Source organism: Arthrobacter sp. 05T442 (assembly GCF_056395945.1).
The window spans coordinates 1-12,458 of sequence record NZ_JBFTKM010000023.1 but is presented as its reverse complement, the minus strand read 5'-3'; the positions used below and the strand labels follow the sequence as shown (position 1 = coordinate 12,458).

Genomic DNA, 12,458 nt, shown 5'->3' with positions numbered 1-12,458 from the left:
CGGCGCCTAGTGGGTGGCGCCGGCGGAGAGCTTGAGGTCCGCCGTCGTGGCCAGAGCCGTGCGGACGACGACGGCGAGCGCCTGCGCCATGTGCTCCGCCGGCAGTGAGGGGCCGCTGCTCCCCTTCGGGAGCTGGGCCGTCTCGTACGGGACGTGGACAAAGCCGCCGCGGGTGCCGGGGTGCAGCCGCAGGGCGTGCATGAGCCCGTAGAAGACGTGGTTGCAGACGTAGGTTCCCGCCGTCTGGGAGACCTCGGCCGGGATCTGTGCAGCGTTCAGCGCCGCGAGGGCTGCTTTCACGGGAAGTGAGGTGAAGTAGGCGGCCGGTCCGTCGGGAACCACGGCCTCGTCGATGGGACGGTTGCCCGCATTGTCCGGAATCCGGGCATCGTCACAGTTGATGGCCACCCGCTCCAGCGAGATGCGGGGCCTGCCGCCAGCCTGGCCTGCGCAGACCACGAGCTCGGGGCTGTGACGCTCCAGCGCCTCCTCCAACGCTGTGATGGACTCCCCGAAGACACAGGGAAGCTGCACCGCCTGCACTGCGAGACCCTCGGCTTCCAGCAGCTGCGCCGCGGCGCGGGCCGCGGACCAGGAAGGGTTGGTTGTTTCGCCGTCGAAGGGCTCGAAGCCGGTAAGGAGAATCATGGGCCCCAGCCTAGCAACGCCGGTCCGGAGGACCCCCCCCGGCCGTGGCGGCTTGCCGGGCCGGTCCTTGACTTTGAATCGAACATACATTCGAATGGAGCTATGAGATGGGACGCCCAGGCACTCAAAGCCCCACAGGAAAGAGCCGCTGAACGCGCTGGAGCTGGTCCCGGGCCCACGGGTCCCGGAGAGGCAGGTCCCGGAGAGGCAGGTCCCGGAGGCAGCACCGGCGGCAGCGGATCCCCGTCGGCCCCGGCCGCCGATGCCCTCCTGCCCCTGGCCGGGCTGGTGCGTTCTGTCACCACCCCTGAGTTTGCCGGGATCACCTTCCATGAGGTCACTGCCAAATCGGTGCTCAACAAGGTGGTCGCCGGTTCACGCATGCCGTTTGAATGGACCATCAACCCCTACCGCGGCTGCAGCCACGCCTGCGTGTACTGCTTTGCCCGCAAGAGCCACACGTACCTGGACTTTGACGCCGGGCTGGATTTTGACAGCCAGGTGGTGGTCAAGATCAACGCTGCGGAGGTCCTTCGCCGGGAACTGGCAAAACCTTCCTGGCGGCGTGAACACGTCGCCCTGGGCACCAATACGGATCCCTATCAGCGGGCCGAGGGACGGTACAAGTTGATGCCCGGCATCATCGGCGCCCTCGCCGATTCCGGTACCCCCCTGTCGATCCTGACAAAGGGCACCCTCCTGGCCCGTGACATCCCGCTCCTGAAGCATGCCGCGGCGCAGGTCCCGGTCGGAGTCGGCATCTCGCTGGCCATGACCAACGAGCAGCTCTCGGAGGCTGTGGAGCCCGGCACCCCCGGCCCGCGGGCCCGGCTGAAACTGGTCACCCGGTTGCAGGAGGCGGGATTGCCCTGCGGGGTCATGGCCATGCCCATCCTCCCCTGGCTCTCCGACAGCGACGAAGCCTTGGACTCTCTGTTCAGCTCCCTTGCCGCAGCCGGCGCCACGGGGGTCACGGCCGGCGCGCTCTACCTGAAGCCCGGCACCCGGGAATGGTTCATGCAGTGGATTGCGAGGGAGCATCCGCAGCTGGCCGGCAAGTACCGGCGCCTCTACGGCAGCGGCTCCTACGCTTCCAAGGAATACCGGGCATGGCTCTCCGGACGCATCCGCCACTTCAAAGCCCTGCACGGCTTTTCCGGCTCACAGGGCTTCAGCCACCGCGACCTCAACGATGATCCCCGCGAGGAAGAAGCCCAGTACCCGGCCGGCAGCATCCCGGAAACGGCTGCTGGAACGCACCACGGCAACCAGGCCGCCGCTGCCGCGCAGCCGACGCTGTTCTGAGCCTCGTTGCCTGAGCGGGCCGTGCTGAGACCGATCGCCCGCGCCCGCTGTTCGGACCTGCCGATTGACCCCGCTGCTTGACCCCGCTGTTTATCCCCGCTGGCGCAACCGCGCTGGCCGCAACCGCACTGGCCTCCCGCCCGGGCCCCCGGTCAAAGCGCTTTGACCGCGCCCAGCACCTTGGACAGCGAGTCCTTGGCGTCGCCGAACAGGAGCGTGGTCTTCGGATCATGCAGGAGCTCGTTCTCGATGCCGGCGAACCCGGGGCGCATCGAGCGCTTGAGGAACACCACCTGCTGGGCCTGCACCACGTCCAGGATCGGCATCCCGTAGATCGGTGAGCCCGGCGATGTCTTCGCTGCCGGGTTGACCACGTCATTGGCCCCGACCACCAGCACGATGTCGGTGTTCGGGAATTCCGGGTTGGCCTCGCCCAGCTCCCGCAGCAATTCGTACGGCACATTGGCCTCCGCGAGGAGCACGTTCATGTGCCCCGGCATGCGCCCGGCCACTGGATGGATGGCAAAAACCACCTCCGCACCGCGTGCCGCGAGGGCGATAGCGAGCTCCGCCACCGCGTGCTGGCCCTGGGCAACGGCCAGCCCGTAGCCGGGGACGATCACCACGCGCTGGGCGTAGCCAAGCTGCACAGCCACATCCTCCGGCGAGGCCGACCGCACCGGCCGGTCGCTCAGGGCGGTCGAGCCCGCCGTCGAGCCGCCGCGGAACGCCCCGAACATGATGCCCGCCACTCCCCGCCCCATCGCCGAGGCCATGACCTTGGTCAGGATGGTTCCGCTTGCCCCGACCAGCGTTCCGGCGACGAGCAGGAGCACGTTGCCGAGCACCACGCCGGAGGCGGCCACCGCGAGCCCGGTGAAGGCGTTGAGCAGGGAGATCACGATCGGAACGTCGGCCCCGCCGACGGGCAGCACCAGCAGCAGCCCGGCCGCGAGGCCCAGGACCAGCAGGGCCCACGACCAGCCGGCGGAACCTGTCAGGCTGATGACGGCCCCGGACGTCACCGCACCCAACATGACGAGCCCCATCACCACGGGCATGCCGGGAAACAACAGCGGGCGGGTGCTGATCAGCTCCTGCAGCTTCCCCACCGTCACCGCGGAGCCGGCGAACGACACCGCACCCACCAGCATCGTGAAGACCACCGCCAGGCGGACCCACGGATCCCCGCTGTGGCCGAGCTCCAGCACGGCAACCAGTGCGGCAGCGCCGCCCCCGACCCCGTTGAACAGGGCGACCAGCTGCGGCATCTGGGTCATGTGCACGCGCCGGGCCACCGGGACGGCGACGGCGGCGCCCACGGCGATCGCGGCCAGGATCAGCGGGAGGTTCTCCAGCCTTGCGGACAGGAATACGGTCACCAGCGCCACAACGGCGCCCGCTGCTCCAATGGCGTTGCCGCGGCGGGCGGTCCGGGGTGAACTGAGGCCCTTAAGCGCCAGGATGAAGCAGACGGCCGCCACGAGATAGAGCAGCCCCGTCCAGCCGGGCGCAAGGATGCTCATCGGCTTTCCCCGGACGTTCCTTCACCGGCACCGGGACCCCCGGGGACGCCCGCCCCGGCAGCGCTTTCTCCGGTGCGGGGGCGGACGCGCTTCCGGCCGCTGAACATCTCCAGCATGCGGTCGGTGACCACGAAACCGCCGACCAGGTTTGCGGTAGCGAGAATCACCGCGACGAGGGCGATCGTCAAGGCCCACACGTCGGTGGCCTGCCCCGCCACGATGACCGCACCGACGAGGATAATGCCGTGGATGGCGTTGGCGCCGGACATGAGGGGTGTGTGCAGCTTGCTGGTCACTTTGGAGACCACCTCGAAGCCCACGAAAACGGCCAGCACCACTACTGTCAGCAACGTAACCGGATCCATCAGGGCCGCCCTTCGATCTCTTCAGGCATCACCGTCAGGGCCTCCAATGCCGCGGCGGTGGCGGCATGCCTCACGGAACCGCCGCACGTCAGGCAGGCTCCGGCGACCACGTCGTCGAGGAAGTCCGGCGCGACGGAACCGTCGACGGTCATGAGGGCGAGCAAGTTGCTGACGTTCCTGGCGAACAGGCGGGATGCGTCCGAGGGCATCGCGGATGCCGCATCCTGCAGGCCAACGAGTGTCACGGATCCCCCGACGACCGGCACCTGGATGTCCTGGCCGGCTACTACCCCCTCGACGTTCCCGCCGGATTCGGCAGCGAGGTCGACCACGACTGAACCGGCCCGCATGCCCGCAACCATGTCCGCCGTCACCAGCAAGGGGGCGGGGCGGCCCGGAATCGCCGCGGTCGTGATGAGGACATCGGCGGCTGCGACGTGGGGGGCGAGCAGGCCGCGCTGGCGCCCGGCCCGGTCCTCACCGAGTTCACGGGCGTAGCCGCCCGTTCCTTCGGCGGTGGTGAGGTCCAGGTTGATGAAGGTGCCTCCCATGGATGCGACCTCATCGGCGGAGGCCGCGCGGATGTCGTTGGCTGACACCCTGGCCCCCAGCCGCTTGGCGGTGCCGATGGCCTGCAGTCCGGCGACCCCGGCCCCGAGAACCAGGACCTTCGCCGGCGGGATGGTCCCGGCGGCGGTCATGTAGAGCGGGAAAAACCGCGGGTAACGCAGGGCGGCCTCCAGTACCGCGCGGTAGCCCGAGACAAGGGACTGGGAACTGAGGGCGTCCATGGACTGTGCCCTGGAGATCCGCGGGACAAGTTCCAGGGCGAAGGCGGTGACACCGGCTGCTGCCAGCGCCCGGACGGTCGGCAACTCAGAAGCCGGGGAAGCGAACCCGATGGTGATGGCGCCGGGCCGAAGCCGGGCGGCCGTCCAGGGCGCCAGCGGCCGGACGTGCAGCAAGACATCCAAGGAGTCGAGCGGTAGCTCCGTGGCCATCGTGGCGCCGGCCTCCTTGAACGCCGCGTCCGCGAACCCGGCGGCTGTTCCGGCGCCGCTCTCCACGATGACGTTCAGGCCGAGGGCGGTGATCTGCTGCACCGTCTCCGGCGTGGCGGCGACCCGGCGCTCCCCTGGCCGCTGCTCCCGTCCGACCCCCACCTGCACTGGCCGCTCCTCTCGGTTCGCTTCAGAGTAGACACATGCCCGCACGTTTGGCGAGGGGTGGGCGCGGCTAATGCGTCAGGGAGCGCCTTTCAGCGGATCAGTTCGCCGGCCGGGCCGTGCGGACCAGGGATCCGGACGGCCTCCAGCAGCGACTCGACAATCGGAAAGTCTGCCGGAATCCACGGCAGGCCCAGGACTTCCTCCCGGTTCCGGAGATCGATCCAGCGCAGCGCGTCATGGTCCTGGAGCGGCTGCGGGTCGCCGTCCACCAGTTCGGCAAACCAGACCCGCATCACCGCCCGCTCGTTCAGCGGCCATCCGGCGGCGGAGGCCGCTTCCAGCTCGGTCCCGAGCCGCACCCGGACGCCGAGTTCCTCGCGGAGTTCGCGGTGCAGGGCCTGCTCGGCAGTCTCACCGGGCTCGACTTTGCCGCCAGGGAACTCCCACATGCCGGCAAATTGCGGGGGCGAGGTCCGGCGTGCGACGAGCAGCCGTCCCGGTTCCGCCAGCGAGTCCACTACTGCGCCGCCTACGACGCCAATGAGTCCAGTCACGCCCCCAGTCTACGGCGGGCGACCGGGACGGCGGCCGTCTGGGGGAGAATGGTGGTGACCGCCCTCCTGATCACCCCGGGAATATCCGGCGTGTCCGCGACGTTGATAAATCATATTTAACATGCCGAATTCTCCTGGCGACCGCCGGGCAACACCCCGAGAAGCAGACGAATGACAACCACCACACAAGCCCCGGCGACGCCGAAGACCGGCACCCGCCACCTTGCCCTTGCCATCGTTTCCCTTGCCATGGGCGGATTCGGCATCGGCACCACCGAATTCACCATGATGGGCCTGCTCAAGGAAGTCGAACACGGCCTCAACATCAGCACCCCCGAGGCCGGCCACCTGATTTCGGCCTACGCCCTCGGCGTCGTCGTCGGCGCGCCGGTCCTTGCCGCCGTCGGCGCAAAACTGCCGCGAAAGTATCTGGCCCTTGGGCTCATGCTCTTTTTCAGCATTGCGAACCTTTCCTCCTTCATCGCCCCGGACTACGGCAGCATGCTGGTCTCCCGGTTCGCGGCCGGGCTGCCGCACGGCGCCTTTTTCGGCGTCGCCGCCGTCATCGCGGCTTCCCTCGTGGCGCCCACGAAACGCGGCTGGGCCATCTCGATGGTCATGGCCGGCCTGACGGTCTCCAACGTCATCGGCGTTCCCTTTGCCACCTGGCTTGGCCAGAGCTACGGCTGGCGGCTCCTGTTCCTGCTGGTCGGCCTGATCGGCCTCATCACGCTTGCCATGCTCTGGAAGTTCGTCCCGTTCCAGAAACCGCACGCTGATGCCAGCGTCCGCCGCGAACTGGGGGCGCTCAAACGGCTGCAGGTCTGGCTTGCCATCCTGATCGGCATCGTGGGCTTCGGCGGTTTCTTCGCGACGTACACCTACATCGCGCACACTATGACCGACGTGGCCGGCATCCCCGGTCCGTGGCTGCCGCTGGTGGTGGCGCTCTACGGCCTCGGCATGGTGGCCGGCAATATCGTCGGCGGACGGATCGCCGACAAGTCCGTCATGGGCACGATTTACTGGGTCCTGCCCGGCATCGCTGTGGCCCTCGTGGTCTACGCCGTGGCCGTGCACTGGCCCTGGTCGGCCTATGTCATGGTCTTCGTGGTCGGCGGCGCCGGCTCCATGCTGGTGCCGGCACTGCAGACGCGCCTGCTGGACGCCTCCCCCGACGCGCCGTCGCTGGCGTCCTCGCTGAACCACTCGGCCCTCAACGTGGCCAACGCACTGGGCGCCTTCCTCGGCGGTCTTGTGATCGCGTGGGGCTGGGGTTACGTCGCCCCGGCCCTCGTGGGCGCCGTCCTGGCCATCCTGGGACTCGGCGTGGCGGTCATCAGCGGTGCGGTGGAACGCAAACGGCCGCTGGCACCGTAGCCGCACCGCCACGGTGGCCCGGGTGTGACGGCCGCGGGCCCGGAGACAGCGGTTCGGGAGAGCGGGTCCGGAGACCGGTTCAGGGAGCGCTGACGCGCTCCACGTCGGGTTCGAGGTAGATGACCCGCGCGATCGGAACCGCTTCGCGGATCCGGATCTCGGCGTCGTCAATCGCCTTGGCGATGTCCTGGCCGGAGTCGGTCCGGCCGATACTGATCTTGGCCGCCACGAGCAGCTCTTCGGGGCCCAGGTGCATGGTCTTGAGATGGATGATCCTGGTTCCTCCGGCTTCGACGGCCGTCCGGATCTTCGCGACGTCGGCCCTGGTCGCCGACTCGCCCAACAGCAGGGACTTCGTTTCCACCGCGAGCACGACGGCGATGGCCACTAGCAGCAGGCCGATCATGCCGGTACCCAGGGCGTCCCAGATGCCGTTTCCGGTGATGAGCGTCAGCCCGACGCCGAGGAGCGCGAACACGAGGCCCACTAGGGCGCCGAAGTCCTCCAGCAGAATGACCGGAAGCTCCGGCTGTTTGGCGTTCCTAATGAACTTGATCCAGCTCTGTGTCCCGCGGATGTGGTTGGATTCGGCGATCGCCGTCTTGAAGGAGAAGGACTCGGCAACGATCGCGCCGAGGAGCACGGCCAGCGGCACCCACCAGAAGTCCCCTTCGATGGCATGCGGGTGCTGGATCTTCCCCCACGCTTCGTACAGGGCAAAGAGGCCGCCGACGCTGAAGAGCACAATGGAGACGATGAAGGCGTAGATGTAGCGTTCGCGTCCGTAGCCGAAGGGATGTTCGGCGCTTGCTTCCTTCTGTGCCCGCTTGCCGCCGATGAGCAGGAGCAGCTGGTTGCCTGAATCCGCGAGCGAGTGGATGGCCTCCGCCAGCATGGATGAAGACAGGGTCAGGACAAAGGCGACGAACTTCAGGACGGCAATGCTCAGATTGGCGGCCAGCGCCGCGACAATCGCCTTGGTTCCGCCATTTGCAGCCACGTGCGCTTCTCCTTTGGGATTCTTCCGGGATGGTTGCGGACGCCGGAAGTTGCCTTTATCCGCAAGGAATACCGTACCCGTTTCCGGACCGCCGCCGCACCGCGGCGGGGGCCTGCGGCGTCACGTAACGATTGGGTATGATCCTGCTGACAAGTAAAGCCGCCTATGTTAGCTTGAAGCCATAATCGGGATTCACAATTTGGATACCGACGAATATGTAGGAGGAGACATGGGCTTCATAGGCTGGATCATTCTCGGACTCATAGTAGGTGCAATCGTTAAGGCAGTCATGCCGGGCAGGGTCGGCGGGGGTTGGGTCACCAGCCTGGTGCTCGGCGTTGTCGGCGCCATTGTCGGCGGCTGGATCGGCGACCTTCTGTTCGGCGGCGGCAAGATGGAATTCTGGAATCTCGGTTCCTGGCTACTCGCCATTGTGGGCGGCCTGGTTGTTGCCGGCATCTACGGCGCCATCACAGGACGCAACAAGACTACGTAATTGCACCGGCCACAGACCGCGCAGCACGAGTGCCGCGGAGGTGACAACGACGGCGGGGCCCACCGAAAGGTGGGCCCCGCCGACGTTGTGCCCCGTCTAGTCCTGCCGGGGGCCGGTGCCCTGCTGCGATCGGGCGCTCGCGTAGAGGCAGACAGTTGCCGCGGTTCCCAGGTTGAGGCTCTCCGCTCCTCCGTAGACCGGCACGGCCACCCGGTGGTCGGCCAGCGCGAGTTCGTCCTCGGACAGGCCCTGGGCTTCGTTGCCGAAAAGCCATGCTGTCGGGTTTTCCAGGGCATAGACAGACTCGGCGCCGGAGGCCCCCAGGCGCCGTGCGGTATTCTCGTCCTGGAGCCGGTCCAGGTTCAGCTGGCCTTGGCCGTCCGCCGCGAGGACGCCGATGCCGCGTTCCCTGCAGCGGGCCGCCAGCTCCGCCACGTCGGCACCCAGGACGATCGGAAGGTGGAAGAGGGATCCCGCCGTCGACCGCACGGCCTTGGGGTTGTAGATGTCCACGCTCGAACCGGTCAGGATGACCGCGTCCGCGCCGGCCGCGTCCGCGGCCCGAAGCACGGTGCCGGCATTGCCTGGGTCGCGGACCTGGCACAGGACGGCGACCAGCCGGGGGCGGGCGTCGAGCACCTGCTCAAGGCTGACGTCCAGGAAACCGCAGACCGCAAGAATGCCCTGCGGGGTCACGGTGTCCGCCATCGCGGCCAGCACTTCCTCGGTGGCGAGGTATGCAGTGGTGCCCTCTGCGAGTGTTTCCAGGTCCGGGTGCCGGTCGAGGCAGGCCTCGCTCGCGTAAACCTCATAGACGAGGCCGGGCTCCCCCGCGGCAATCCTTTTCTGGTGCAGGACCAGGGCCTCCCTGACAGCCTGCGGGCCCTCCGCCAGGAACTCGCTGCGCTTTAAACGGGCCGGACGCCCGGCAAGCTGTGCCACCTTCCTCACCCGATCAGCTCGGGGGTTGGAAAGTGGAAAGTCTTGCGGGCGCCCGGTTTCGTTCATATAAGAACCTTAGTAGCTTTCCAGCCGGTCCTTGAACGACGCTGTCTTTCGACGGCGGTAGGAACTACTTTGCGGCCTCGGCGTCAGCCTTCTTGGCAGCAGGCTTCTTCGCGGGAGCCTTCTTGGCGGCCTTCGGAGCCGGTGCAGCCTCAGCCTGGACGGCCGGGGCGGACGTGTCGGCGGGCAGCGAGTCCTTGGCGACCTTGACCAGCGCGGCGAAGGCGTTGGCGTCGGAAACGGCGAGCTCGGCCAGCATGCGGCGGTCAACCTCGACCTCAGCGGCCTTCAGGCCCTGGATCAGGCGGTTGTAGGTCAGGCCGTTGGCGCGGGATGCAGCGTTGATGCGCTGGATCCACAGGCGGCGGAAGTCGCCCTTCTTCTTCTTGCGGTCGCCATAGCTGTACACAAACGAGTGCAGCAGCTGCTCTTTGGCCTTGCGGTACAGGCGTGAACGCTGTCCACGGTAGCCCTTTGCGCGCTCAAGGATAACCCGGCGCTTCTTGTGGGCGTTGACCGCCCTCTTCACACGTGCCACGTGCGTACTCCTTCAAAATCTGATCCCAAGCGTCTACTGCCGGAAATCCCGGCGGGCCTGAGAAGCCATTGTGGTAGTTGACTGGTGCCAGGTGGCAATCAGTCAGAGAACTTGGAAATTAGATGCCGAGCATCTTCCGGATGACCTTTGCGTCGCCCTTGAAGACGATCTTGTCGCCGGCGAGGCGGCGGGTCAGCCTGGAGGACTTGTGCTCGAGGTAGTGACGGCGGTTGGCCTGCTGGCGGCGCAGCTTGCCGCTGCCGGTCAGCTTGAAGCGCTTCTTAGCACCGCTGTGGGTCTTCATCTTCGGCATGGGAACCGATCTCCTTACGTATCCGCAGACGAGGTCTGCAGTTCTTTCGTGCAGCCGCCCCTGCGGGCGGCATGCTGGTTGCTTGCTGCCGGACATTGCTGTCCGGCAGCCGTGAACTAGTTGGTCTTCTTGCTGCCCGGCTTGGTGGCTGCCTTCGGTGCGGCCGGCCGTGCCGCAGGTTTCGGCGCCGACGGACGCGGTACCGGCTTCGGAGCGGCAACCGGCTTCGGCGCCGCTGCCGGAGCAGCCTTTTCAGCCTCGGGGGCCCGGGCAGCCTCTGGAGCCTTCCCGGCTGCAGCCTTCGGCGCCGCAGGCGCCTTGGCAACGACCGGCTTGGCGGCGGCCTTCGGAGCTTCGCGCTTCGGAGCAGCCTTGGCGGCCTTGGGCGCTTCCTTGGGCGCTTCCTGGACGGGAGCCTTTTCTGCCGGAGCTGCCTCGACCTTGGTCTCGGCGGCCGTCTCGGCCTTGGGGGCCTCCGAGACGACAGCTTCTTCCACCGGGGCGGACTTGGCCGGGGCCTCGTCGACCGCGGAGGCTTCCGCTGCGGGGGCTTCCGCTGCCGGTGTCTCGGCCTCGGTCACCGTTGCCTCAGGTGCCGCAGTCCGGACCTCGTAGCCTTCCGGAAGAAGATCGGCCAGCGACTGCGTCAGGGGCGCTTCGGGGCCGGAGGTGTCAACGCGGCCGGAAGCCTTGGCTTCGTTCTCTGCTTTGGCTTCCGCGCGCTGCGTTGCGCGGCGGGCCTCAGCCTTGGCTTCGGCCTTGTTCTTCAGGGGACCCACCACCATGACCATGTTGCGGCCATCGATCCGCGGGCTGGACTCTACGACGCCGACTTCGGCGACGTCATCCGCGAAACGCTGGAGCAGGCGGATACCCATCTCGGGGCGCTGCTGCTCACGGCCGCGGAACTGGATCATGGCTTTGACCTTGTCCCCGGCACCGAGGAACCGGAGCGCGTGGCCGCGCTTGGTTTCGTAGTCGTGGGTGTCGATCTTCAGGCGGAAGCGGATTTCCTTCAGGACCGTGTTGGTCTGGTTCTTCCGGGCCTCGCGTGCCTTGACGGCGGCTTCGTACTTGTACTTGCCGAAGTCCATCAGCTTGCACACCGGAGGCTTGGCCTGCGGTGCAACTTCAACGAGATCAAGATCGGACTCGGCAGCCAAACGCAGGGCATCCTCAATACGGACAACGCCTACTTGCTCGCCTGCAGGGCCGACCAGCCGCACCTCGGGGACGCGGATACGCTCATTGATTCTTGGCTCGCTAATGTTAAAGCTCCTGTGTTCGTGAGGGGTATTCCACCGGCAAAAAGAGAAGGCCCCCAATTGCCGGAGCAATCGAAGGCCTCGAAGATCGGAGCTGCCTGCCTCAAGGAGGCGGCATGTATCCCCGCCGAACTGACGTCCGAGGGAAATACCCGACCAGGTACCCGGCAACCTTGCTTCCCGAAGGAAGACTCGCGGCTGACGCGGGTGGGAGAGAACTCCGCTTGCAAACTGAAATCCCATCTTACAGAAAGAATCCCCTCGGGCGCACCTACGTGACAAGTCCATCGGACGTGCACTTCGGAGCCGAAAGGCTTCCCCGCAGTAAAATAACGACATTCAGTCGGTCTGTGACAAGCTTACCAGCATGAGCACTTCAGAGAGTAATTCACACGTTTTCGAGCCCGTGGCCGCCCAGGCCGACGTCTCACAGGAGATCCGCGACATCTCCGAGGTCCCCGCGATCGAAGTCATCACCACGGCCGCCGTGCACCTGATGAGCGCCGCCGCCGTCAAGCTCGGCCTCGCCGCCGAGGACAACGCGGAGGAGCTCAAGGACCTCGATGAGGCCCGCAAACTGATCACCGCCCTGGCCGGCCTGGTCACCGCAGCGGCCCCCGAAATCGGCTCGCAGCACGCCGGGCCGTTGCGCGACGGGCTGCGTTCCCTGCAGTTGGCCTTCCGCGAGGAATCCACCATCCCCGATGCTCCGGGCAAGGGTCCGGGCGAGAAGTACACCGGAGCTGTCAACTGATATGTAGATCCGGTTGTCAATAGCCATGGATGAGCGGCTCCTGGGTTTTGTTCCCGGGGGCCGCTCATCGTGTGCCAGGCCGGTTGTGGCGTTTTGAGTGGTGGCGAGTCGTTTTCGACTGGCAGTGTCAGACTGATATT

At 66.9% G+C, this 12,458-nt stretch carries 14 protein-coding genes; 4 read left to right on the top strand and 10 right to left on the bottom strand.

The annotated features are described in order from the left end of the window. Positions 1 to 6: 6 nt before the first annotated feature. Positions 7 to 648: a pyroglutamyl-peptidase I gene (gene pcp / locus AC1DES_RS17055; protein ID WP_476896889.1), complete on the bottom strand. Its 642-nt coding sequence runs from the start codon at positions 646 to 648 to the stop codon at positions 7 to 9. A gap of 102 nt (positions 649 to 750) precedes the next feature. On the opposite strand from pcp, the gene AC1DES_RS17050 reads away from it, so the two are divergent. Further along, positions 751 to 1,953, top strand: coding sequence for an Rv2578c family radical SAM protein (locus AC1DES_RS17050; protein WP_476896888.1), 1,203 nt, complete (start codon positions 751 to 753; stop codon positions 1,951 to 1,953). A 152-nt stretch (positions 1,954 to 2,105) separates the two neighbouring features. On the opposite strand, the gene AC1DES_RS17045 is transcribed toward AC1DES_RS17050, so the two are convergent. From AC1DES_RS17045 to AC1DES_RS17030, 4 genes are all read right to left on the bottom strand, one after another. Further along, positions 2,106 to 3,479, bottom strand: a complete 1,374-nt coding sequence (locus AC1DES_RS17045; RefSeq protein WP_476896887.1) for an NAD(P)(+) transhydrogenase (Re/Si-specific) subunit beta — start codon at positions 3,477 to 3,479, stop codon at positions 2,106 to 2,108. Further along, positions 3,476 to 3,844 (bottom strand): NAD(P) transhydrogenase subunit alpha part 2, encoded by a 369-nt coding sequence (locus AC1DES_RS17040; protein ID WP_476896886.1) that lies wholly within the window; start codon positions 3,842 to 3,844, stop codon positions 3,476 to 3,478. Before AC1DES_RS17040 ends, AC1DES_RS17045 begins: the two co-directional genes overlap by 4 nt. Continuing rightward, complete coding sequence (locus AC1DES_RS17035; protein ID WP_476896885.1) at positions 3,844 to 5,013, bottom strand: Re/Si-specific NAD(P)(+) transhydrogenase subunit alpha; 1,170 nt, start codon at positions 5,011 to 5,013, stop codon at positions 3,844 to 3,846. Before AC1DES_RS17035 ends, AC1DES_RS17040 begins: the two co-directional genes overlap by 1 nt. Positions 5,014 to 5,102: 89 nt before the next feature. Then, the gene (locus tag AC1DES_RS17030; RefSeq protein ID WP_476896884.1) at positions 5,103 to 5,567 is read right to left on the bottom strand and encodes a (deoxy)nucleoside triphosphate pyrophosphohydrolase; all 465 of its coding nucleotides are present in this window, start codon (positions 5,565 to 5,567) and stop codon (positions 5,103 to 5,105) included. A 171-nt stretch (positions 5,568 to 5,738) separates the two neighbouring features. On the opposite strand from AC1DES_RS17030, the gene AC1DES_RS17025 reads away from it, so the two are divergent. After that, positions 5,739 to 6,947: an MFS transporter gene (locus AC1DES_RS17025; protein ID WP_476896883.1), complete on the top strand. Its 1,209-nt coding sequence runs from the start codon at positions 5,739 to 5,741 to the stop codon at positions 6,945 to 6,947. A gap of 79 nt (positions 6,948 to 7,026) precedes the next feature. On the opposite strand, the gene AC1DES_RS17020 is transcribed toward AC1DES_RS17025, so the two are convergent. Next, positions 7,027 to 7,947, bottom strand: coding sequence for a cation diffusion facilitator family transporter (locus AC1DES_RS17020; protein WP_476896882.1), 921 nt, complete (start codon positions 7,945 to 7,947; stop codon positions 7,027 to 7,029). Between the two features lie 229 nt (positions 7,948 to 8,176). Here AC1DES_RS17020 and AC1DES_RS17015 point away from each other — a divergent pair, with 229 nt between their 5' ends. Beyond that, positions 8,177 to 8,443, top strand: coding sequence for a GlsB/YeaQ/YmgE family stress response membrane protein (locus tag AC1DES_RS17015; protein WP_476896915.1), 267 nt, complete (start codon positions 8,177 to 8,179; stop codon positions 8,441 to 8,443). A 96-nt stretch (positions 8,444 to 8,539) separates the two neighbouring features. On the opposite strand, the gene AC1DES_RS17010 is transcribed toward AC1DES_RS17015, so the two are convergent. From AC1DES_RS17010 to infC, 4 genes are all read right to left on the bottom strand, one after another. After that, positions 8,540 to 9,451: a TrmH family RNA methyltransferase gene (locus tag AC1DES_RS17010; RefSeq protein ID WP_476896881.1), complete on the bottom strand. Its 912-nt coding sequence runs from the start codon at positions 9,449 to 9,451 to the stop codon at positions 8,540 to 8,542. Positions 9,452 to 9,515: 64 nt separating this feature from the next. Further along, the gene (gene rplT, locus AC1DES_RS17005; RefSeq protein ID WP_018774438.1) at positions 9,516 to 9,986 is read right to left on the bottom strand and encodes a 50S ribosomal protein L20; all 471 of its coding nucleotides are present in this window, start codon (positions 9,984 to 9,986) and stop codon (positions 9,516 to 9,518) included. Between the two features lie 118 nt (positions 9,987 to 10,104). After that, on the bottom strand, positions 10,105 to 10,299 hold the full coding sequence (rpmI, locus tag AC1DES_RS17000) for a 50S ribosomal protein L35 (protein WP_009358635.1): 195 nt from the start codon (positions 10,297 to 10,299) through the stop codon (positions 10,105 to 10,107). A 116-nt stretch (positions 10,300 to 10,415) separates the two neighbouring features. Continuing rightward, on the bottom strand, positions 10,416 to 11,525 hold the full coding sequence (infC, locus tag AC1DES_RS16995) for a translation initiation factor IF-3 (protein WP_476896880.1): 1,110 nt from the start codon (positions 11,523 to 11,525) through the stop codon (positions 10,416 to 10,418). Positions 11,526 to 11,931: 406 nt separating this feature from the next. Here infC and AC1DES_RS16990 point away from each other — a divergent pair, with 406 nt between their 5' ends. Continuing rightward, positions 11,932 to 12,318, top strand: a complete 387-nt coding sequence (locus AC1DES_RS16990) for a DUF1844 domain-containing protein (protein WP_476896879.1) — start codon at positions 11,932 to 11,934, stop codon at positions 12,316 to 12,318. The last annotated feature ends 140 nt before the right edge of the window (positions 12,319 to 12,458 follow it).

Excerpts from the sequence above, each read along its gene's own strand:
- pcp (WP_476896889.1), bottom strand. The coding sequence starts at position 648 with ATGATTCTCCTTACCGGCTTCGAGCCCTTCGACGGCGAAACAACCAAC.
- AC1DES_RS17050 (WP_476896888.1), top strand. The coding sequence starts at position 751 with ATGAGATGGGACGCCCAGGCACTCAAAGCCCCACAGGAAAGAGCCGCT.
- AC1DES_RS17045 (WP_476896887.1), bottom strand. The coding sequence starts at position 3,479 with ATGAGCATCCTTGCGCCCGGCTGGACGGGGCTGCTCTATCTCGTGGCG.
- AC1DES_RS17040 (WP_476896886.1), bottom strand. The coding sequence starts at position 3,844 with ATGGATCCGGTTACGTTGCTGACAGTAGTGGTGCTGGCCGTTTTCGTG.
- AC1DES_RS17025 (WP_476896883.1), top strand. The coding sequence starts at position 5,739 with ATGACAACCACCACACAAGCCCCGGCGACGCCGAAGACCGGCACCCGC.
- AC1DES_RS17015 (WP_476896915.1), top strand. The coding sequence starts at position 8,177 with ATGGGCTTCATAGGCTGGATCATTCTCGGACTCATAGTAGGTGCAATC.
- AC1DES_RS17010 (WP_476896881.1), bottom strand. The coding sequence starts at position 9,451 with ATGAACGAAACCGGGCGCCCGCAAGACTTTCCACTTTCCAACCCCCGA.
- rpmI (WP_009358635.1), bottom strand. The coding sequence starts at position 10,299 with ATGCCGAAGATGAAGACCCACAGCGGTGCTAAGAAGCGCTTCAAGCTG.
- AC1DES_RS16990 (WP_476896879.1), top strand. The coding sequence starts at position 11,932 with ATGAGCACTTCAGAGAGTAATTCACACGTTTTCGAGCCCGTGGCCGCC.